The sequence below is a fragment of the Variovorax sp. TLI9-5A genome (assembly GCF_056867935.1).
The window spans coordinates 3,903,170-3,922,336 of the sequence record NZ_CP200310.1 but is presented as its reverse complement, the minus strand read 5'-3'; the positions used below and the strand labels follow the sequence as shown (position 1 = coordinate 3,922,336).

The window sequence follows — 19,167 nt, the reverse complement described above, 5'->3', positions numbered from 1 at the left end:
CATGAGTGCCCCCTCCAAAGTCGTACGCCGCGCACAGGCCGGCACCACCGAAGCCGCCTGGGTGCGCTGGCTGCTGATCGGCCTCGCGCTCGGATTCATGTTCCTGTTCCTCGTGCTGCCGCTGGCGGCGGTGGCGACCGAAGCGCTGCGCAAGGGCGTCGGTGCCTACCTTGAGGCGCTGCGGGAGCCCGATGCCTGGAGCGCCATCCGCCTCACGCTGATCACGGCCGCCATTGCGGTGCCGATGAACCTGGTGTTCGGCGTGGCCGGGGCCTGGGCCATCGCCAAGTTCGAGTTCCGCGGCAAGGCGCTGCTCACCACGCTGGTCGACCTGCCGTTCGCGGTGTCGCCCGTGGTGGCGGGCCTGATCTATGTGCTGGTATTCGGCGCGCAGGGCTGGCTGGGCCCGTGGCTCGCGGAGCACGACATCAAGATCATCTTCGCGGTGCCGGGCATCGTGCTGGCGACCGTGTTCGTGACCTTCCCGTTCATCGCGCGCGAGCTCGTGCCGCTGATGCAGGCTCAGGGCACCGACGAGGAGCAGGCCGCCATCGTGCTCGGTGCGACCGGCTGGCAGACTTTCTGGCGCGTGACGCTGCCCAACATCAAGTGGGGCCTGCTGTACGGCGTGATCCTGTGCAACGCGCGTGCCATGGGCGAGTTCGGCGCGGTGTCGGTGGTGTCGGGCCACATCCGGGGACAGACCAACACCATGCCGCTGCACGTGGAAGTGCTCTACAACGAATACCAGTCGGTGGCCGCCTTCGCCGTGGCCTCGCTGCTGGCGATTCTGGCGCTGGTCACGCTGGTGATCAAGTCGGTGATCGAATGGCGCCACGAGCGCGAGATGAAAGCCATTGCCGAGCTGCCCCGGAACGGCCCCCTGAAACCACGGCGGCCTGAGCCTGAGAGAGAAGAAATCATGAGCATCGAAATCCGCAACATCAGCAAGCAGTTCGGCGACTTCCGCGCACTGCGCGACGTGAGCCTCGACGTCGATTCGGGCGAACTGGTCGCGCTGCTCGGCCCCTCGGGCTGCGGCAAGACCACGCTGCTGCGCATCATCGCGGGACTGGAGACGGCCGATACCGGCAGCATTCTTTTCTCGGGCGAGGACACCACCGACGTGCACGTGCGCGAGCGGCAGGTGGGCTTCGTGTTCCAGCACTACGCGCTGTTCCGCCACATGACCGTGTTCGAGAACGTGGCCTTCGGCCTGCGCGTGAAGCCGCGCAAGGAGCGCCCGAGCGACGCGCAGATCAGGCAGAAGGTGACCGACCTGCTCAAGCTGGTGCAGCTCGACTGGCTGGCCGACCGCTATCCCTCGCAGCTCTCCGGCGGCCAGCGCCAGCGCATCGCGCTGGCCCGCGCGCTGGCGGTGGAGCCCAAGGTGCTGCTGCTGGACGAACCCTTCGGCGCGCTCGACGCCAAGGTGCGCAAGGAATTGCGCCGCTGGCTGCGCCGGCTGCATGACGAGCTGCACGTCACGTCCATCTTCGTCACGCACGACCAGGAGGAAGCGCTGGAGGTGGCCGACCGCGTGGTGGTCATCAACAAGGGCCAGATCGAACAGGTCGGCTCGCCGCAGGAAGTGTGGGACCAGCCCGCCAGCCCCTTCGTCTACGGCTTCCTGGGCGACGTGAACCTGTTCCACGGCCGTGCCGACAACGGCGCGGTGCAACTGGACGGCATGCGCCTCGAATCTCCCGAGCACAGCGGCGCGCGCGACGCGAAGGCGCGTGCCTACGTGCGTCCGCATGACATCGACGTGACACGCTATGTGAGCGGTGCCTCGGGCATCGTCGCCACGCTGTCGCGCGCGATCGTCGTCGGACCCATCGCGCGGCTGGAACTTGAGCCCACGGAATCGAATCCGGATAATCCGGGCTCCGGAACCATCATCGAAGCGCAACTCCCTGCGCAACAGTTCCGCGATCTGGGCTTGAAGGAGGGCGACACCGTCGTCGCCAATCCGCGCAAGGCCAGAGTGTTCGTAGAAGAAGATTGGGTATCTCCTTGATCGATTGGTACTTCGGCGCGCCGCGCCGCGCGTTCGGGCTGATCTGCCTGGCCTGTGTCCTGATGCTGGCCTTCGGGCTCTACCTGCAGCACGTGGTCGGGCTCGAACCCTGTCCCATGTGCATCGTGCAGCGCTACGCGCTGGTGCTGGTGGCGCTGTTCACCGGGCTGGCCGGCGTGTTCCGCAACGTGGGCCTGCGTGCGGTGAGCGGCGTGCTGGCGCTGCTGGCCGCTTTCGGTGGCGCCTACACGGCGGCCTCGCAGAGCTGGCTGCAGTGGTATCCGCCCGAAGTCGTCACCTGCGGGCGCGACCTCTACGGGATGATCGAGACCTTTCCGCTGAAGCGTGCGCTGCCGATGATCTTTCGCGGCGGCGGCGACTGCTCGAAGGTCGACTGGTCGCTGTTCGGCCTGACGCTGGCGAACTGGTCGTTCGTCGCGTTCGTGGTGCTCTCGCTGCTGCTGATCACGCTGCTCGTGCGCTCGCGCCGCACGCGCTGATCGGCAAGAAAAGCAGCCTGACACCAAGCAAAACGCCGCCCGGATGAGCGGCGTTTTGACGGGAGCGGGGCGGGTTCGCCTCAGTTGAACCAGCCCTGGCCCGAGAAGCCACAAGCCATTTCTTCCAGCAGGCTGCGCCAGTACCAGCGGCTGGCGCAGCTGTCGACGATGGCGGTGTTCACAGCGGGCTGAAGCATCTCGGGCTTGGCAGCCGGCGCGACAAGGCTCAGCAGGTCTTGCTGGGCCGACACTTCTTCCGTCTTGATCTTCGAAGCGGGCGCGCCAACGCTGGCGATGACGCCCGTCGTCTGCAGCGCGTCGCTGTCCTGGGGCGTATGGGCTGCGCCCGCGGTACCGCTGAAAGCCAGCAGCGTCGCAATTGCACCGGCCAGGGCTGCATTGCGCAGCAGCGTGTTCGACTGTTTGAATTTCATGGTCGTTTCCCTTAATTGAATACGTCGGAAAAGAGATGCCCCCGGCCGCGAAAAAGATATTCGCAGGCCATTGGCATCTGCTGTGGCGGGCGGCTTGCAATGCGCTGCCCAATTGCGAATGTAGGAGTGCAATTCGCGCGCACACAGTGCCTAAAGTCACGACCCGGTCGAGGCGCGATCCGCCCGGCGCTCTCTTGTAAGAGGATGGTGTCAATGCACCGCGCGGGTCTTTAAAAGCTCTTCAGCAAACGCAGCTAGGATTGCGCGAATACCCGCGGAACTTCTTTTCCGGCGCTGAATTCTTCAAGAAAAGCAGTCCTCTCCAGCGCCTTTCATTCCTTTTCCTTTGCATGCCCAATAACCCACCCCGGCGATCGCGCAAATACCTGATCGGCATTGCCGTCTTCATCGTGCTGGCCGTCATTGCCTCCGCCTGGCTGAGTCCGGCGAAGAAGAACGAATACCTCACCGCCACGGTGCAGCGCACCGACCTCGAAAATGCGGTGCTCGCCACCGGCGTGCTGCAGGCGCTCAAGCAGGTCGAAGTGGGCGCGCAGGTGAGCGGCCAGCTCAAGTCGCTCAAGGTGGTGCTGGGGCAGACGGTGAAGAAGGGCGACTGGCTAGCCGAGATCGATCCGGTCATTTCGCAGAACACCTTCGCGCAGGAGCTGGCCAGGCTCGACAACCTGCAGGCGCAGAAGCTCGCGAAGGAAGTGCGCGTCAAGCAGGCCCAGCTCACCTGGACGCGCCAGCAGGAAATGCTCGCGCAGGACGCGGCCGCCCGGCAGGACATGGAAAGCGCCGACGCCGAACTGCGCGCGCTGCGTGCCGACGCGGTGTCGCTCGAAGCGCAGATCCGCCAGCAGAAGCTGGCCGTGGCGTCGGCGCAGCAGAACCTCTCGTACACGCGCATCGTCGCGCCCATCGACGGCGACGTGGTCTCCATCAACACGCTCGAGGGCCAGACCGTGGTTGCCGCCTTCCAGGTGCCCACGCTGATGAAGCTGGCCGACCTGTCGACCATGACCGTGAAGGCGCAGGTCTCCGAGGCCGACGTGGTGCGCGTGAAGCCTGGACAGCCCGTGTACTTCACCATCCTCGGCGACCCCGACAAGCGCTATCACGGCACCCTGCGCGCGGTGCAGCCTTCGCCCGAGAAGATCAACAACGCCGTGTTCTTCAATGCGCTCTTCGACGTGCCCAACCCCGACCGCACGCTGCGCGTGGACATGACGGCGCAGGTCGCCATCCTGCTGGGCGAGGCCAAACAGGCGCTGACCGTGCCGCTGACCGCGCTGGGTGCGCGCGACAAGGACGGCCGCCAGGAAGTGCGCGTGCTCAAGGCCGATCACTCCGTCGAGACGCGCAAGGTGCGCGTCGGCATCTCCAACAACTTCCAGGCGCAGGTGCTCGAAGGTCTGAAGGAGGGCGACAGCGTCATCACCGGCGATGCCTCGGCGGTGATGGAGCGCGGCGAGTCAGGCAGCAACGGCGATGGCGGCGGCGGGCGGGGCAAGCCTCAATGACGCAGCCGCTGCTCACCCTGCGCGGCATCGGCCGCAGCTTTCCCTCGGGCGAGCAGGAAGTGCAGGTGCTTAAGGACGTCAACCTCGACATCGGCAGCGGCGAAATGCTGGCCATCGTCGGTGCCTCGGGCTCGGGCAAGTCGACGCTGATGAACATCCTCGGCTGCCTCGACCGGCCGAGCACGGGCACCTACACCGTCTCGGGCCAGGACGTAGGCGCGCTCGACAGCGACGCGCTGGCCGAGCTGCGGCGGGAGCACTTCGGCTTCATCTTCCAGCGCTACCACCTGATGCAGCACCTCACGGCCACCGGCAATGTCGAAGTGCCCGCCGTGTACGCCGGAACCGACGGCCAGACGCGCGACTCGCGTGCGCGCCAGCTGCTCGCGCGGCTGGGCCTGGGCGACCGTACCGAGCACCGGCCCAGCCAGCTGTCGGGCGGCCAGCAGCAGCGCGTGAGCATCGCGCGCGCGCTCATGAACGGCGGGCAGGTGATCCTGGCCGACGAGCCGACCGGCGCGCTCGACAGCCGCAGCGGCCAGGAGGTGATCGGCATCCTGCGCGAGCTGCATGCGCAGGGCCACACGATCATCATCGTGACGCACGACATGCAGGTGGCGAGCTGCACCGAACGCATCATCGAGATCGCCGACGGCGTGATCGTGGGCGACCGGCCGAACTTGCCGAGCGTGCCGGCCGCGGCGGTGCCGGCGCAGCAGGCTTCGCAGGCCGAAGCCGAACCTCCGGCTGCGATGACGAAGCCCGGACTCCGCATCGCCCGCTTCAACACCGGCTGGGCCCGCTTCGCCGAAGCCTTCCGCATGGCCTGGCGCTCGATGATGGCGCACCGCATGCGCACGGCGCTCACCATGCTGGGCATCATCATCGGCGTCACCTCGGTGGTGTCGATCGTGGCCATCGGAGAGGGCGCCAAGCGCTACGTGCTGTCGGACATCCGCGCCATCGGCACCAACACGCTCGACGTGTATCCGGGCCGCGACTTCGGCGACGACAAGGCGACGAGCATCCGCACGCTGATACCTTCCGATCTCGACGCCATCGTGGCGCAGCCCTACGTGCACAGCGTCACGCCGGTGACCTCGCGCAGCCTGCGGCTTCGCTACCGCAGCGTGGACATCAACGGCACGGTCAGCGGTGTGAGCGACAGTTTCTTCCGCGTGCGCGACATGCAGATGGCCAGCGGCGCGGCCTTCACCGCCTCCGACGTGCGCCACCAGTCGCAGGTGGTGGTGATCGACCAGAACACGCGGCGCAAGCTCTTTCCCGACGGCACCGAGCCGGTGGGCAAGATCATCCTCGTGGGCAGCCTGCCGTGCACAGTGATCGGCGTGGCGCAGGAGAAGAAGACGGTGTTCGGCGACGGCAACAAGTCGCTCAACCTCTGGCTGCCCTACAGCACGGGCGCGAGCCGGCTCTTCGGGCAGCAGCACTTCGACAACATCACGGTGCGCATCCGCGACGACCAGCCGACCAAGGCGGCCGAGGACAGCATCGTCAAGCTGCTCACGCTGCGCCACGGCACCAAGGATTTCTTCACTTTCAACATGGACAGCATCGTCAAGACGGCCGAGCGCACCAGCCAGTCGCTGACGCTGCTGCTGTCGCTCATCGCCGTGATCTCGCTGGTGGTGGGTGGCATCGGCGTGATGAACATCATGCTGGTGTCGGTGACCGAGCGCACGCGCGAGATCGGCATCCGCATGGCCGTGGGTGCGCGCCAGAGCGACGTGCTGCAGCAGTTCCTGACCGAGGCGGTGCTGGTGTGCCTGGTGGGCGGGCTGATCGGCGTGACGCTCTCGTATGGCATCAGCTTCCTGTTCTCGCTTCTCGTCAAGCAATGGCAAATGATCTTTTCAATGGGCGCCGTGGTGTCGGCGTTTCTCTGCGCGTCGCTGATCGGCGTGCTGTTCGGCTACCTGCCGGCGCGCAACGCGGCGCGGCTGGACCCCATCGAGGCGCTGGCTCGTGAGTAGGGCGCGTATTCTTTCCCCGGCCTCGGTGGCCGCTGCGGTGCTCGCCCTGAGCGGCTGCACGCTGTTTCAGCCGGAGCAGCGCACGCAGCGGCCGCTCGATGTTCCGCAGCGCTGGCAGCAGTCGGCTCCGCCTGCGACCACCGGCACCGCGGTGGCGCTGTCCACCAACTGGTGGACGGCCTTCAACGATCCGCAGCTCGACCGGCTGATCGACAACGCGCTCCACACCAACAACAACCTGGCGGTGGCCGGCATCCGCGTGCAGCGCGCGCAGCTGCAGGCCGGGCTGGCGAACACGAATCTCACGCCCGGCGTGCTCGGGCAGGCCAACACCAGCCGCAGCTACGACCTGAAGCGCGGCGGTGTGGCCAGCTCTGCGTCGAACGCGTCGGTGGCACTGAGCTACGAGCTCGACCTCTGGGGCCGGCTCTCGGCACTGCGCAGCGCCGCCGACTGGGAGCTGAAGGCCACCGAGTCCGACCGGCAGGCGGCAGCGCTGTCGCTGGTCGGCACCACGGCGGGGCTCTACTGGCAGACCGGCTACCTGAACCAGCGCATCGCGCTGAGCGAGGCGGGCATGGAAGACGGCCGCCGCATCCTTGCGCTTGCGCGCGTGAAGTACGCGGCCGGCGCCGTGTCGGGGCTGGACGTGGCGCAGGCCGGCCAGAGTCTCGCCACGCAGGAAGCGGCCCATACCCAGCTGCTGCAGCAGCGCGTGGAGGCGCGCAACGCGCTGGCGATCCTGTTCGACCAGCCGCCGGAGCCGATGTCCGCCGAGCCCGCGCAGTTGCCCGACATCGCGTTGCCGGCCATCGATGCCGGCGTGCCCGCGAGCCTGCTGGGCCGCCGCCCAGACCTCCGTGCCGCCGAGCAGCGCCTGCGCGGAGCGCTGGCGAACGTCGATGCCACGCGCACCGGCTTCTATCCCACGCTGAGCCTGACGGGCACGCTGGGCACGTCGAGCACCGCGCTCGGCGAACTGCTGAAGAACCCCGTGGGCACGCTGGGTGCGGGGCTGACGCTGCCTTTCCTGCAATGGAACACTGCGCGGCTGACCGTGGCGGTGTCGCAGACGCAGTACGAAGAGGCGGTGGTGGGCTTCAGGCAGTCGCTGTACACGGCGCTGTCGGAGGTGGAGAACGCTCTGTCGTCACGCACGCAGTTGCGCGCCGAAAGCGAGAGCCTGGTGCTGGCCCTGCAGGAGGCGCAGCGCGCGGAGCGCCTGTCGGAAGTGCGCTACCGCGCCGGGGCGACCGCGCTGCAGCCGGTGCTCGACGCCAAGGACAGGCGCCGCGCGGCCGAGGTGTCGCTGGCGCAGAACAGGCTGAACCAGCTCAACGCGACGATGACGCTCTACAAGGCGCTGGGCGGGGCCGCCGTCGTGTCGTAGCCGGACGGCTTTCTCAGTCCTGGAACGGCGGCTTCTTCGCCAGCTTGCGCAACAGCAGCAAGGGCAGGCGGAGCACGAACTCGACCATCAGCCGCGCATGCATCCAGGTGAGCAGCACGTTGTCGCGGCCATAGCGGAAGTGCGAGACGCCGCCTTCCTCGGCGGTCAGGTACTTCACCGGCGCGTCGATGTTCACCGGCTTCACTCCGCGCCACGCCAGCCGCACGACGGCCTCGGTGTCGAAGTCGAAGCGGCGCATCCATGGCTGGCGTGCCATCACCGCGATCAGGTCGGCCACCGGATACACGCGAAAGCCGTAGAGCGAGTCGCCGACGCCCGCGAACAGGGTCTCGAGCTGGGTCCACCCGTTCGACACGCGCCGTCCGCGCACGCGCAGCAGCGGCGCGCTGGCGTCGAACACCGGGCGGCCGAGCACCATGGTCTCGGGGCGCTGCAGCGAGGCTTGCATGAAGGCGGGGATCAGGTCGGCCGGATGCTGGCCGTCGGAGTCCATCGTCAGCGCGTGGGTGAAGCCGGCCTCCTTCGCGGCGCGCAGGCCGTGCAGCACGGCGGAGCCCTTGCCCTGGTTCTGCGGCAGCACCCACACGCGCAGGCCCGGATCGCCCTCGGCCAACTGCTGCAGCCGCTCGCCGGTGCCGTCGTCGCTGCCGTCGACCACCACCCACACAGGGTTCCACTGAGCGCGCGCGGCGGCGACCGTGGAGAACAGGCGCTCGCCCGTGTTGTAGCTCGGGATCAGGACAAGGTGTGTGCGCGAGGCGTCTGGCATTCGGGGGACGCGTCGGTGGCGCGCTGCTCCATGTTTTGTCGGAAATATTGTTCGAGTTCGGCCTGCAGCACGTCGCTGTCCTGCGTGGGCGAAAAGCGCTTGCCCAGCCGCAGCCTGAAGACGATGGGCAGCGGCGGCACGCGCCACAGCGGCCAGCCCTTGGCGAGGTAGGGCGAGTCGGTGTCGATGAACACCGTCTGGATCGGCGCCTGCGCCAGCTTGGCGATCAGCGTGGTGCCCGGGCGGAACGGGTTGAGCGGCGGCGTCACCGTGCGCGTGCCTTCAGGGAAGATCACCAGCTGCCCGCCATTGCGCAGGTCGTTCACCGCCAGCCGCACCATGGTGCGCGCCGACTTGTTGCTGATGTAGCGCGCCAGCCTGGCGCCCGCGCCCAGGAAGATGTTGCCCATCAGGTCGGCCTTCATGATGCAGGCGCTGCGCGGCAGCCGCGCCACCAGCAGCAGCGCGTCGAGCATGGTCGGGTGGTTGGCCACGAAGATCACGCCGGGCTCCTTGCTCATCGGGTCGAGGCAACTGGCGTCGATGCGCATCATGCCGGTCACCGAGGCCAGCCACCAGAACATGCGGTAGGCGAAGGCGATGGTCATGCGGCCCAGCGCACGGGCGGGCGCCGCCGGCATCACCGGATGGATGAGCATGGCGAAGACGTTCCAGACCAGGGAAATCAGGCCAAGGAACAGCAGCAGCGCGTAGAGCATCAACGCGAGCGGAATCGACGTGAGAAATCGCAGCACGCGAGTCATTGAATAGGTCAATCGGGGGGCGGCCGGGCAGAAGCCGGTCAGGCCCGCAACTGCCCCGCGGCGACGGCGTGGGCCTCGATCTCGACCAGCAGGTCGCTGCGGCAGATGTCCGCTTCGAGGTACACGGCGTGGCGCGACATCGGTGCGTCGGCGCCCAGCGCTTGCTCGATGATGGCGCGCACGGTGCCGGTGTCCGACGGATGCCGCACGTAGACCACGCAGTCGAGCGCGGCCAGCGAGAACGTCGCGCTGCAGCGCTCGTTGGCGGCGGTTATCACCGCCTGCAGGTTGCGCAGCGTTTCGCGCGTCTGTTCCTGCACGTCGCCGTGGTGCACGGTCTCGTGGCCGACGATGCTCGCGGTACCGGAGATGAAGAGGGCGACGTTGCCGTCGCCGATGTCCGCCAGCGCGGCGCGGGAAAAAGTCGGCGAGCGGGGGCCGTAGGTTTCGGGATAGCGGTAGGCCGAGACCTGCCGCGGGTTCTCTACAGGCAGCGGCGCCTGCTGCCCGGCCAGGAAGCGGATCGACAGCGCGCCCTGGTGGATGCCCAGCGCGCAGGCCGCCGGCGCGCCTTCGAAGGCGGCGCGGCCGGCTTCGAGAAACGCTTCCTGCCGGCCCAGGTTGAACTGGCGGTAGCGCTCCAGGCCGCCGCCGTCGGCGTTGATCTGCGGCAGGTAGTTCCAGATGCGCTGCAGGTGCGGCGTGCCGGCCTGGTCGAGCGTCTTGAACAGGTCTCTGTAGGCGCGGTGCGCCAGTTCGGCCAGGCCCTGTTTCTCGGCGTTCTCGTCGAGGTCGATGGCGCCGAGCAGCCAGTGCCCGTCGGTGCGCCAGCGCGCGATGCCGGTGGTGCCCGACTTGATCTGCGCGCCGCCCGCGTGCCACACGTCGGCCATCGCGCCGTCGGGCGAGAGCACGCGCGCATTGACCGTCGGCATCCAGGCCACGCCGTGCGGCGTGCCGTAGCCCAGCGCGGCGAAGGGGGCCTTGCCGCCGCCGGCGAGTGCCAGGCTGGCGGCCAGCGAAAGGCGTTCGACGCGCAGATGGGAGGTAGAGGTTTCGTCCTGGGCTCGCACTGTCAACTGGCCTCTGCGGTGTTTTCTGGTTTGGTGGCGGTGTAGACCGAGAAGACGCCGAGGCTCGCGTGCCGGCGCACGTCGCGCAAACCCGCGGTGGCCAGCGCCTGCATCACCCGTTCGGGCGGAATGCAGGCCTCGATCGTGTCCCAGTAGTAGCGCCACAGTTCGGATGTATTGCGCTGGCGGCCGATCACGCGGGCGATCAGCGGCACCACGGCGCGCATGTAGCCCTTGAGCAGCGCCGTTGCGATGCGCCCCTCGGGCTTGGTGATCTCGAGAACCGCCACGCGCCCGGCGGGGCGCAGCACGCGATGGAACTCGGCGAAGGCGGCGGCCACGTCGCTGATGTGGCGCATGGCGTAGCCCATGCTGACGAAATCGCAGCTCGCGTCGGGTCGGGGCAGGGCTTCGGCCACGCCGCGCACCAGCTCGACGCCGGGCAGCCTGACCTGGCCCAGCATGCCGGGGCTGGGGTCGATGCCGACGAGGTGCCCGGTGGGGCCGATCAGCTTCAGCGCCTCGCGCGCCACCAGCCCGGTGCCGATGCCCACGTCGAGCACCTGCATGCCCGTCGCGAGCCCTGCCTGCTGCAGCACCGCACGGCGGTACGAGGGGCCGGTGCCCAGCGCCAGCACGCTTTCGATGCGGTCGTAGTCGGCCGCGGTGCTGTCGAAGATGCGCCGCAGGAACGCCTGGTGCTCCGCCTCGTTGCTGTAGTACAGCGGCAAGGGCGCGTGTGGCGGCAGGGTGTCGGGATTCCCGGGCCCGACGGAAGGCGATGGCGTCATCGAACAATTATCACCAAAAGCCCAGACCTGAAATCCGGCCTGCAGGACCGGCGTTGTGTGCGCCGGACAGTAAACTCGGGGCTGCTCGGATTGACACAGAAACACAGGACAGCGAGATAGAAAGCCATGGCCGGACATAGCAAGTGGGCGAACATTCAGCACCGGAAGGGCCGCCAGGACGAAAAGCGGGGCAAGCTCTGGACCCGGGCAATTCGCGAAATCACGGTGGCCGCCCGGGCCGGCGGCGCCGATCTGGGCGCCAATCCCCGGCTGCGGCTGGCGGTTGAAAAGGCCAAGGCCGTCAACCTGCCCATCGACACCATCAAGCGCAACATCGACAAGGCCACGGGCAACCTCGAAGGCGTCAATTACGAAGAAATTCGTTACGAAGGGTACGGCATCGGCGGCGCGGCGATCATCGTCGACACCATGACCGACAACCGCGTGCGCACCGTGGCCGAAGTGCGCCACGCCTTCTCCAAGCACGGCGGCAACATGGGCACCGAAGGCTCCGTGGCCTTCCAGTTCAAGCACTGCGGCCAGATCATCTTCGCGCCCGGCACCAGCGAGGACAAGGTGATGGAAGTGGCGCTCGAGGCGGGCGCCGAGGACGTCGTCACCGACGACGACGGCGCCATCGAGGTCATCACCTCCGTGGCCGACTTCGAGGCCGTGAAGAACGCGCTCGAAGCCGCCGGGCTTAAGCCCGATGCCGCCGAAGTCACGATGCGTGCCGAAAACACCGTGGACGTGACCGGCGAGGACGCCGCAAGAATGCAGAAGCTGCTCGACGTGCTCGAAGACCTCGACGACGTGCAGGACGTTTATCACAACGCTTCGCTGTCCGAGTGAACACGAGCGCCGGATGCAAATTTGTTGAAACACAGCGAGAAATGAAGGCCCGCGAATGAAGGTACTGGTAATTGGGGGAGGGGGCCGCGAACACGCTCTGGCATGGCGCCTGGCGCAGGCTGCCCGGGTGAGCCGCGTGTACGTGGCGCCGGGCAACGGCGGCACCGCGGGCGACGAGCGCTACGACTGCATCGACATCACCGAGCCCGCCGCGCTGCGCGAGTGGGCCATCAAGGAAAAGATCGCGCTGACCGTGGTGGGCCCCGAGGCTCCGCTGGCCGCCGGCGTGGTCGACGAGTTCCGCGCGCACGGCCTGCGCATCTTCGGCCCGACTCAGGCCGCGGCGCAGCTCGAAAGCTCGAAGGCCTTCTCGAAGGCCTTCATGAAGCGCCACAAGATCCCGACGGCCGAGTACGAGGCCTTCACCGACGCCGCCGCCGCGCACGCCTACATCGACGCCAAGGGCGCTCCGATCGTCGTCAAGGCCGACGGCCTGGCGGCAGGCAAGGGCGTGGTGGTGGCCATGACGGCGCAGGAAGCGCACGAGGCCGTCGATTTCATGCTGGTCGACAACAAGTTCGGCGTGTCGCACAACGAAGGCGGCGCGCGCGTCGTCATCGAGGAGTTCCTGCAGGGCGAGGAAGCCAGCTTCATCGTGCTGTGCGACGGCAAGAACGTGACCGCACTGGCCACCAGCCAGGACCACAAGCGCCTGCTCGACAACGACGAAGGCCCCAACACCGGCGGCATGGGCGCGTATTCGCCCGCGCCGGTGGTCACTGCCGAGGTGCATGCACGCGCCATGCGCGAGATCATCCTGCCGACCATCCGCGGCATGGAAAAGGACGGCATTCCGTACACCGGCTTCCTCTACGCCGGCCTGATGATCGACGCGACGGGCCACCCCAAGACGCTCGAGTTCAACTGCCGCATGGGCGACCCCGAGACGCAGCCGATCATGATGCGGCTCAAGTCCGACCTGTTCGAAGTCTTCTGGCATGCCACCGACGGCACGCTCGACCAGGTCGAGCTGCAGTGGGACCGCCGCGTGGCGCTGGGCGTGGTCATGGCCGCGCACGGCTATCCGCTGTCGCCGCGCAAGGGCGACCGCATCACCGGCATTCCGGCCGAGGCGCCCGATGCTGTGGTGTTCCATGCGGGCACCACGCTGGACAACGGCGAGCTCAAGACCAGCGGCGGCCGCGTGCTCTGCGTGACCGTGCTGGCCGACAGCGTGAAGCAGGCGCAGCAGCGGGCCTACGAGGTCGCGGCGCGCGTCAGCTTCGATGGCGCGCAGTACCGCAAGGACATCGGATTCCGCGCGGTGCACGCGCGCAACCCCCACGGCGCCTGATGCAGCAGACCAATCCGGCGGCGGTCGGCGAATACCTGCGCGGACTGCAGCAGTCGATCATCGCGGCGGTCGAGAAGGCCGACGGCGGCACCTGCCTGCGCGACGCCTGGCAGAAGGCGCCCGGCGAGCCGCTGCAGGGCAACGGCCTGACCTGCATCCTCGAAGGCGGCGAGCTCTTCGAGCGCGCGGGCTGCGGCTTCTCGCAGGTGCGCGGGCCGAAGCTGCCGCCCTCGGCCACGCAGAACCGTCCTGAGCTGACGGGTGCGCCTTTCGAGGCGATGGGCGTGTCGCTGGTTTTCCATCCGCGCAACCCGTACGTGCCGATCGTGCACATGAACGTGCGCATGCTTGCCGCGCTCCCCGAGGGCAAGGAGCCGGTCTGCTGGTTCGGCGGCGGCATGGACCTCACGCCGTGCTACGGCTTCGAGGAAGACGCGGTGCACTTCCACACCGTGTGCCGCGATTCGCTTGCCGCCTTCGGCGACGACAAGTACCCGCGCTTCAAGACCTGGTGCGACGAGTATTTCTTCCTCAAGCACCGCAACGAGCAGCGCGGCATCGGCGGCATCTTCTTCGACGATTTCTCCGAAGGCGGCTTCGAGAACGGCTTCGCGATGATCCGCTCGGTGGGCGACGGCTTCCTGCCAGCCTACCTGCCCATCGTCGAGCGCCGCCGCGCCACGGCGTACACGGAGCGCGAGCGCAACTTCCAGCTCTACCGGCGCGGGCGGTACGTGGAATTCAACCTCGTGTGGGACCGTGGCACGCACTTCGGCCTGCAATCGGGCGGGCGCACGGAGTCGATCCTGCTGTCGATGCCGCCGTTGGCGAGCTGGGCCTACCAGCAGCAGCCCGAGCCTGGCAGCCCCGAAGCCGCGCTGTACAGCGACTTCATCGTCCGACGAGATTGGGTATGACCCCCAGGCTTCGCGCACTTCGTGTCGCTTCGCCCACACCCTTCCAGGGGGCGATACCAGCGGCCCGGCAAAGCCGGTTCTGCGGTATCCCTGGAATGTTGCTGCGCATCCGCCAGGCATCTCGAGTTTCGCGATGCTGCCGTCGAGTTCCCGCGTGCGGCTGATGAAGGCACAGCGCATCGGCGTTTTCGGCGGCGCGTTCGATCCGCCGCACAACGCCCATGTGGCCCTTGCCGAAGCCGCGATGGCGCAGCTCGATCTCGACGAGCTGCACGTGATTCCCACCGGCCAGGCCTGGCACAAGAGCAGGGCGCTCACCCCGAAGGAAGACCGCCTCGCCATGACCCGGCTGGCCTTCGGCGATCTGAAGGGCACCGTCGTGGTCGACAGCCGCGAAGTGCTGCGCGACGGCCCCACCTACACCCTCGACACCCTGCACGAACTGCAGCGCGAGCAGCCCGGCGCGCAGCTGGTGCTGATCATGGGCGCCGACCAGGCCAGCGCGCTGCCGACCTGGCATGGCTGGCAGGATATACTCGGCATTGCTATTGTTTCTGTAGCGTATCGCGCACTATCGACGGGTGACACTGCCCGTTTTGATCCGAAATCACTGCCCGGCCTTCCGCCCGGCGCGCGTTTCGAGGCGCTCGAACTGCCTCCCATGGACATCAGCGCCACCGAGATCCGGCGGCGCGCGGCGCTCGGCGTGGACATTTCCTCGCTGGTTCCGCCCACGGTTGCACGCTATATTGACCAACACCACCTCTACCGCTCTGCCTGATGACCACTGAAGCCGCCGCAAAGAAAGACACCCAGAAACTCCAGCGAGCCATCATCGATGGTCTCGAAGACGTCAAGGCGCAGGACATCAAGGTATTCGACACCGAGCATCTCTCGCCGCTGTTCGAGCGCGTGATCGTCGCCTCGGGCACCTCCAACCGCCAGACCAAGGCGCTGGCCGCCAGCGTGCGCGACGCGGTGCGCGAAGCCGGTTTCGGCAAGCCGCGCATCGAGGGCGAGGACAACGGCGAGTGGATCATCGTGGACTGCGGCTCGGCCGTGGCGCACATCATGCAGCCCGCCATCCGCCAGTACTACCACCTGGAAGAGATCTGGGGCGACAAGCCGGTGCGCGCCAAGCTCGGCGGCACCAAGCCTGCGGTGGCGACTGCCTCGAAGGTCGTCACCGAAGAGAAGAAGGCCGCCGCCAAGGCCCCGACGCTGCGCCGTTCGAGCGCCGCCAAGACCGCGATCCGTGCGGCCGAGCAGGAAGCCAAAGCCGCGAAAGCGCCAGCAGCCAAGAAGACGGCCGCGAAGAAGGCTCCCGCCAGGAAGACCACCACCGCGCGCGTGCCGGTCAAGGTCGTGGGCAAGCCCGCTGCCAAGAAGCCGGCGGCAAAGAAGACGACGGCCGCCAGGAAGGCGCCAGCCCGCCGCGCATGAAGCTGCTGGTGGTCGCCGTCGGGCAGCGCATGCCCGATTGGGCTCAGACTGCCTGGGACGACTACGCCAAGCGCTTCCCGCCCGAGCTCAAGCTCGAACTGCGCGCGGTCAAGACCGAGCCGCGCGGCTCCAAGACGCTGGAAACGCTCTATGCGGCCGAGCGCGAGCGCATCGAAGGCGCCATCGCGCGCGGCATGCGCATCGTGGTGCTCGACGAGCGCGGCACGGCGCTGACCACCAAGGCCCTCGCCGCGCGCCTGCAGACCTGGCAGGGCGAGGGCGATGACGTCGCCCTGGTCATCGGCGGGCCCGACGGGCTCGACCCGGCCTTCAAGGCCGCGGCCCACGAACGCATCCGGCTGTCCGACCTCACGCTGCCGCATGCGATGGCGCGCGTGCTGCTGGTCGAGCAGCTGTACCGTGCGTGGTCGGTCAACGCGGGCCATCCTTACCACCGCGAATGACGAACGCCGCCGGGCAGGTTGCGTTGCTCGAGGCAAGGGGCCATGTGCTGGTGCCCGCGTTGCTGCCACCCGAGCTGCTGGATGCAGCCGCGCAGTCGCTCGACGATTGGCTGGGGCAGGCGGCGGGCAGCCGCAATCTCCTGGCCCGCCGGCCTTGCAGCGACATGGCTGTCCATCTGAAAGCGCGGCTGTCCGGTATGGGGCTGCTCGATGCGCAGTCGGTGGCCGTGCAATGCACGCTCTTCGACAAGACGCCTGACAAGAACTGGCTGGTCGCGCTGCACCAGGACACATCGATCCCCGCCTCGGGTGCCGGCATGCCCACCGTCATCAAGGAGGGCGAGCCGTATGTGCAGCCCCCGATCGACCTGCTGCAGTCACTGCTCGCCGTGCGCGTGCATCTGGACGACTGCGGCGCCGATGCGGGGCCGCTGCGTGTCGTCTCGGGCAGCCATCGCGCGGGACGGCTGGACGGCGAGGAAGCCCAGGCCTTGCGAGCCGCCCATGGCGAAACGGTCTGCACGGCGGCACAAGGCGACGCCTTGCTGATGCACCCCTTGCTGCTGCACGCCTCGTCGCGCGCGAAGTCGCCGGCGCGCCGCCGCGTCCTTCACTTTCTTTTCGGACCTCCGGGACTGCCGCACGGGCTGGCCTGGAACCACACGGTGGCCGGCGCATAGCCAGGTCACAGGAGATTTGAACCTTGCCGGATTTCATCTACCTCGCCTCGCAGAGCCCGCGCCGCGCCCAGTTGCTCGGCCAGCTCGGCGTTCGCCATGAACTGCTGCTGGCCGACGCCGACGAGGATGCCGAATCGCTGGAAGCCGTGCTGCCCAACGAGGCCCCGGCCACCTACGTGCAGCGCGTCACCGGACTGAAGCTCGACGCCGCCGTGGCCCGGATGCGCAAGCGTGGCCTGCCGGACGCGCCGGTGCTCTGCGCCGACACCACGGTCGCGCTCGGCCGCGCCATCCTCGGCAAGCCCGAAGACGAAAAGGACGCTGCGCGGATGCTGCGGATGCTTTCCGGCACCACGCACCGTGTGCTCACTGCCGTGGCGTTGCACCATGGCAAGAAGAGCCATGCCGCGCTCAGCGTGTCGCGCGTGCGCTTCGCCGACATCACGAAGCCGCAGATCGCGCGCTATGCCGAAAGCGGCGAGCCGCTGGGCAAGGCCGGCGCGTACGCCATCCAGGGTGCGGCAGCCGCGTTCATCGAGCACATCAGCGGGTCCTATTCGGGCATCATGGGCCTCCCCATGTTCGAGACGGCAGGGCTGCTTCGAGCCGCCGGATTCAAAACCTGAGAACTACATGCAGGACATATTGATCAACTGGTCTCCTCAAGAGACCCGCGTGGCGCTGATCGAGCACGGTGCGGTGCAGGAACTGCACGTCGAACGCACGCTTGAGCGCGGGCTGGTCGGCAACATCTACCTGGGCAAGGTGTCGCGCGTGCTGCCGGGCATGCAGTCGGCCTTCATCGACATCGGCCTGGAACGCACTGCCTTCCTGCACGTGGCCGACATCGTGGCGCCCTTCACGCCGGGCTCGCGCCCCAGCGCGCCGGCGCCCGAGCGCGACCACCGCAACGGAGGGCCGATGGTGCCCATCGAGAAGCAGGTGTTCGAGGGCCAGTCGCTGCTGGTGCAGGTCATCAAGGACCCCATCGGCACCAAGGGCGCGCGACTCTCGACGCAGATCAGCATCGCCGGGCGGCTGCTGGTGTTCCTGCCACAGGACAACCACATCGGCGTGTCGCAGAAGATCCCCGCGGAGCAGCGCGAGTCGCTGCGCAACCGCATGCTGGCACTCATCGAGGCTGCCGCGGCGGCCGACAGCGGCGGCGTGGTGCCGGCCAACACGGGCGGCTTCATCCTGCGCACCAATGGCGAAGATTCCAGCGATGCTGAGCTGGCCGAGGACATCGCCTACCTGCGCAAGACCTGGTCGCGCATCCGCGAAGCCTCGATGCGCATGCCGCCGATGTCGCTGCTGCATCAGGACCTGAGCCTGCTGCAGCGCGTGCTGCGCGACATGACGGGCGAAGACACGCAGACCATCCGCATCGATTCGCGCGAGCAGTTCGAGCTGCTGCTGAAGTTCGGCCTCGAATTCATGCCCAAGGCGGCCGGCAAGCTGCAGCACTACAAGGGCGAGCGGCCGATCTTCGACCTGTATTCGGTCGACGAGGAAATCGCCAAGGCACTGGGCCGGCGGGTCGACCTGAAGTCGGGAGGCTACCTCGTGGTCGACCAGACCGAGGCGCTGACCACGGTGGACGTGAACACGGGCGGCTTCGTCGGCGCACGCAACTTCGACGACACCATCTTCAAGACGAATCTAGAGGCCGCGCAGGCCATCGCGCGGCAGCTGCGGCTGCGCAACCTGGGCGGGATCATCATCGTCGACTTCATCGACATGGGCCGCGACGACCACCGTGAGCAGGTGCTGGCCGAGTTCCGCAAGCAGCTCGCGCGCGACCGCGTGAAGACCACGGCGGGCGGCTTCTCGCAACTGGGGCTGGTGGAAATGACGCGCAAGCGTACGCGCGAATCGCTGGCGCACATGCTGTGCGAGCCCTGCATCGCCTGCGGCGGCCAGGGCATCGTGAAGACCGCGCGCAGCGTGGCCTATGACGTGATGCGCGAGATCTTGCGCGAGGCGCGGCAGTTCACGCCGCGCGAGTTCCGCATCGTGTCGTCGCCGCAGGTGATCGAGTTGTTCCTCGACGAGGAAAGCCAGCACCTGGCGGGTTTGAGCGACTTCATCGGCAAGCCGATTTCGCTGCAGGCCGAGCCGGCGATCGGGCAGGGGCAGTACGACATCGTGCTGCTCTGACCCTGCCGCACCGGC

At 67.8% G+C, this 19,167-nt stretch carries 19 protein-coding genes and 1 pseudogene; 15 read left to right on the top strand and 5 right to left on the bottom strand.

The window, feature by feature from the left end; translation table 11 throughout:
• Position 1: 1 nt before the first annotated feature.
• The 3 genes and pseudogenes from cysW to AC1VNX_RS18440 all read left to right on the top strand — a co-directional run.
• Positions 2–907 (top strand): annotated as a pseudogene (gene cysW / locus AC1VNX_RS18450) (sulfate ABC transporter permease subunit CysW); the annotation flags it as partial.
• A gap of 15 nt (positions 908–922) precedes the next feature.
• Positions 923–2,020: a sulfate/molybdate ABC transporter ATP-binding protein gene (locus AC1VNX_RS18445; RefSeq protein WP_483161981.1), complete on the top strand. Its 1,098-nt coding sequence runs from the start codon at positions 923–925 to the stop codon at positions 2,018–2,020.
• Positions 2,017–2,520 carry a disulfide bond formation protein B gene (locus AC1VNX_RS18440; protein ID WP_483158172.1) on the top strand — a complete coding sequence of 168 codons (504 nt, stop codon included), beginning with the start codon at positions 2,017–2,019 and terminating at the stop codon, positions 2,518–2,520. Before AC1VNX_RS18445 ends, AC1VNX_RS18440 begins: the two co-directional genes overlap by 4 nt.
• A gap of 80 nt (positions 2,521–2,600) precedes the next feature.
• Here AC1VNX_RS18440 and AC1VNX_RS18435 read toward each other — a convergent pair whose 3' ends face one another.
• The gene (locus AC1VNX_RS18435; RefSeq protein WP_483158170.1) at positions 2,601–2,954 is read right to left on the bottom strand and encodes a hypothetical protein; all 354 of its coding nucleotides are present in this window, start codon (positions 2,952–2,954) and stop codon (positions 2,601–2,603) included.
• A 350-nt stretch (positions 2,955–3,304) separates the two neighbouring features.
• Here AC1VNX_RS18435 and macA point away from each other — a divergent pair, with 350 nt between their 5' ends.
• Genes macA through AC1VNX_RS18420 form a run of 3 tightly spaced genes read left to right on the top strand, consistent with a single transcriptional unit; the run spans position 3,305 to position 7,864 of the window.
• Positions 3,305–4,480 carry a macrolide transporter subunit MacA gene (gene macA / locus AC1VNX_RS18430; protein ID WP_483158168.1) on the top strand — a complete coding sequence of 392 codons (1,176 nt, stop codon included), beginning with the start codon at positions 3,305–3,307 and terminating at the stop codon, positions 4,478–4,480.
• Positions 4,477–6,474 (top strand): macrolide ABC transporter ATP-binding protein/permease MacB, encoded by a 1,998-nt coding sequence (macB, locus tag AC1VNX_RS18425; protein WP_483158167.1) that lies wholly within the window; start codon positions 4,477–4,479, stop codon positions 6,472–6,474. Before macA ends, macB begins: the two co-directional genes overlap by 4 nt.
• Complete coding sequence (locus tag AC1VNX_RS18420; protein WP_483158165.1) at positions 6,467–7,864, top strand: efflux transporter outer membrane subunit; 1,398 nt, start codon at positions 6,467–6,469, stop codon at positions 7,862–7,864. Before macB ends, AC1VNX_RS18420 begins: the two co-directional genes overlap by 8 nt.
• Positions 7,865–7,877: 13 nt before the next feature.
• Here AC1VNX_RS18420 and AC1VNX_RS18415 read toward each other — a convergent pair whose 3' ends face one another.
• Genes AC1VNX_RS18415 through AC1VNX_RS18400 form a run of 4 tightly spaced genes read right to left on the bottom strand, consistent with a single transcriptional unit; the run spans position 7,878 to position 11,282 of the window.
• Positions 7,878–8,654 (bottom strand): glycosyltransferase family 2 protein, encoded by a 777-nt coding sequence (locus tag AC1VNX_RS18415; RefSeq protein WP_483158163.1) that lies wholly within the window; start codon positions 8,652–8,654, stop codon positions 7,878–7,880.
• The gene (locus AC1VNX_RS18410; protein ID WP_483158161.1) at positions 8,621–9,418 is read right to left on the bottom strand and encodes a lysophospholipid acyltransferase family protein; all 798 of its coding nucleotides are present in this window, start codon (positions 9,416–9,418) and stop codon (positions 8,621–8,623) included. The genes AC1VNX_RS18415 and AC1VNX_RS18410 overlap by 34 nt, the downstream gene beginning before the upstream one ends.
• A gap of 38 nt (positions 9,419–9,456) precedes the next feature.
• Positions 9,457–10,491, bottom strand: a complete 1,035-nt coding sequence (locus AC1VNX_RS18405) for a chorismate transformation FkbO/Hyg5 family protein (protein ID WP_483161979.1) — start codon at positions 10,489–10,491, stop codon at positions 9,457–9,459.
• Positions 10,492–10,493: 2 nt separating this feature from the next.
• Positions 10,494–11,282 carry a class I SAM-dependent methyltransferase gene (locus AC1VNX_RS18400; RefSeq protein WP_483158159.1) on the bottom strand — a complete coding sequence of 263 codons (789 nt, stop codon included), beginning with the start codon at positions 11,280–11,282 and terminating at the stop codon, positions 10,494–10,496.
• A gap of 126 nt (positions 11,283–11,408) precedes the next feature.
• Between AC1VNX_RS18400 and AC1VNX_RS18395 the strand changes: the two genes are divergently transcribed.
• The 9 genes from AC1VNX_RS18395 (at position 11,409) to rng (ending at position 19,152) form a co-directional block, all read left to right on the top strand.
• Entirely contained in the window at positions 11,409–12,134 is a 726-nt protein-coding gene (locus AC1VNX_RS18395) for a YebC/PmpR family DNA-binding transcriptional regulator (RefSeq protein WP_295979864.1), read from the top strand.
• 55 nt (positions 12,135–12,189) lie between these two features.
• Positions 12,190–13,488, top strand: a complete 1,299-nt coding sequence (gene purD, locus AC1VNX_RS18390; RefSeq protein WP_483158156.1) for a phosphoribosylamine--glycine ligase — start codon at positions 12,190–12,192, stop codon at positions 13,486–13,488.
• A complete protein-coding gene (gene hemF, locus AC1VNX_RS18385) occupies positions 13,488–14,405 on the top strand; it encodes an oxygen-dependent coproporphyrinogen oxidase (protein ID WP_483158154.1) in 918 nt (305 codons plus the stop codon). The genes purD and hemF overlap by 1 nt, the downstream gene beginning before the upstream one ends.
• A gap of 133 nt (positions 14,406–14,538) precedes the next feature.
• Positions 14,539–15,186 (top strand): nicotinate-nucleotide adenylyltransferase, encoded by a 648-nt coding sequence (gene nadD, locus AC1VNX_RS18380; RefSeq protein ID WP_483158152.1) that lies wholly within the window; start codon positions 14,539–14,541, stop codon positions 15,184–15,186.
• Positions 15,186–15,848 (top strand): ribosome silencing factor, encoded by a 663-nt coding sequence (rsfS, locus tag AC1VNX_RS18375; protein ID WP_483158150.1) that lies wholly within the window; start codon positions 15,186–15,188, stop codon positions 15,846–15,848. Before nadD ends, rsfS begins: the two co-directional genes overlap by 1 nt.
• Complete coding sequence (rlmH, locus tag AC1VNX_RS18370) at positions 15,845–16,312, top strand: 23S rRNA (pseudouridine(1915)-N(3))-methyltransferase RlmH (protein ID WP_070060813.1); 468 nt, start codon at positions 15,845–15,847, stop codon at positions 16,310–16,312. The genes rsfS and rlmH overlap by 4 nt, the downstream gene beginning before the upstream one ends.
• Positions 16,309–16,992 (top strand): phytanoyl-CoA dioxygenase family protein, encoded by a 684-nt coding sequence (locus AC1VNX_RS18365; protein ID WP_483158147.1) that lies wholly within the window; start codon positions 16,309–16,311, stop codon positions 16,990–16,992. Before rlmH ends, AC1VNX_RS18365 begins: the two co-directional genes overlap by 4 nt.
• 23 nt (positions 16,993–17,015) lie before the next feature.
• The gene (locus tag AC1VNX_RS18360; protein ID WP_483158145.1) at positions 17,016–17,618 is read left to right on the top strand and encodes a Maf family protein; all 603 of its coding nucleotides are present in this window, start codon (positions 17,016–17,018) and stop codon (positions 17,616–17,618) included.
• A gap of 7 nt (positions 17,619–17,625) precedes the next feature.
• Complete coding sequence (gene rng / locus AC1VNX_RS18355) at positions 17,626–19,152, top strand: ribonuclease G (protein ID WP_483158143.1); 1,527 nt, start codon at positions 17,626–17,628, stop codon at positions 19,150–19,152.
• Positions 19,153–19,167: the final 15 nt, after the last annotated feature.

What these genes read in the sequence shown, in the direction of transcription:
- AC1VNX_RS18445 (WP_483161981.1), top strand. Translation starts at nt 923, where the DNA reads ATGAGCATCGAAATCCGCAACATCAGCAAGCAGTTCGGCGACTTCCGC.
- AC1VNX_RS18435 (WP_483158170.1), bottom strand. Translation starts at nt 2,954, where the DNA reads ATGAAATTCAAACAGTCGAACACGCTGCTGCGCAATGCAGCCCTGGCC.
- macA (WP_483158168.1), top strand. Translation starts at nt 3,305, where the DNA reads ATGCCCAATAACCCACCCCGGCGATCGCGCAAATACCTGATCGGCATT.
- macB (WP_483158167.1), top strand. Translation starts at nt 4,477, where the DNA reads ATGACGCAGCCGCTGCTCACCCTGCGCGGCATCGGCCGCAGCTTTCCC.
- AC1VNX_RS18415 (WP_483158163.1), bottom strand. Translation starts at nt 8,654, where the DNA reads ATGCCAGACGCCTCGCGCACACACCTTGTCCTGATCCCGAGCTACAAC.
- AC1VNX_RS18410 (WP_483158161.1), bottom strand. Translation starts at nt 9,418, where the DNA reads ATGACTCGCGTGCTGCGATTTCTCACGTCGATTCCGCTCGCGTTGATG.
- AC1VNX_RS18400 (WP_483158159.1), bottom strand. Translation starts at nt 11,282, where the DNA reads ATGACGCCATCGCCTTCCGTCGGGCCCGGGAATCCCGACACCCTGCCG.
- AC1VNX_RS18395 (WP_295979864.1), top strand. Translation starts at nt 11,409, where the DNA reads ATGGCCGGACATAGCAAGTGGGCGAACATTCAGCACCGGAAGGGCCGC.
- purD (WP_483158156.1), top strand. Translation starts at nt 12,190, where the DNA reads ATGAAGGTACTGGTAATTGGGGGAGGGGGCCGCGAACACGCTCTGGCA.
- hemF (WP_483158154.1), top strand. Translation starts at nt 13,488, where the DNA reads ATGCAGCAGACCAATCCGGCGGCGGTCGGCGAATACCTGCGCGGACTG.
- nadD (WP_483158152.1), top strand. Translation starts at nt 14,539, where the DNA reads ATGCTGCCGTCGAGTTCCCGCGTGCGGCTGATGAAGGCACAGCGCATC.
- rsfS (WP_483158150.1), top strand. Translation starts at nt 15,186, where the DNA reads ATGACCACTGAAGCCGCCGCAAAGAAAGACACCCAGAAACTCCAGCGA.
- rlmH (WP_070060813.1), top strand. Translation starts at nt 15,845, where the DNA reads ATGAAGCTGCTGGTGGTCGCCGTCGGGCAGCGCATGCCCGATTGGGCT.
- AC1VNX_RS18365 (WP_483158147.1), top strand. Translation starts at nt 16,309, where the DNA reads ATGACGAACGCCGCCGGGCAGGTTGCGTTGCTCGAGGCAAGGGGCCAT.
- rng (WP_483158143.1), top strand. Translation starts at nt 17,626, where the DNA reads ATGCAGGACATATTGATCAACTGGTCTCCTCAAGAGACCCGCGTGGCG.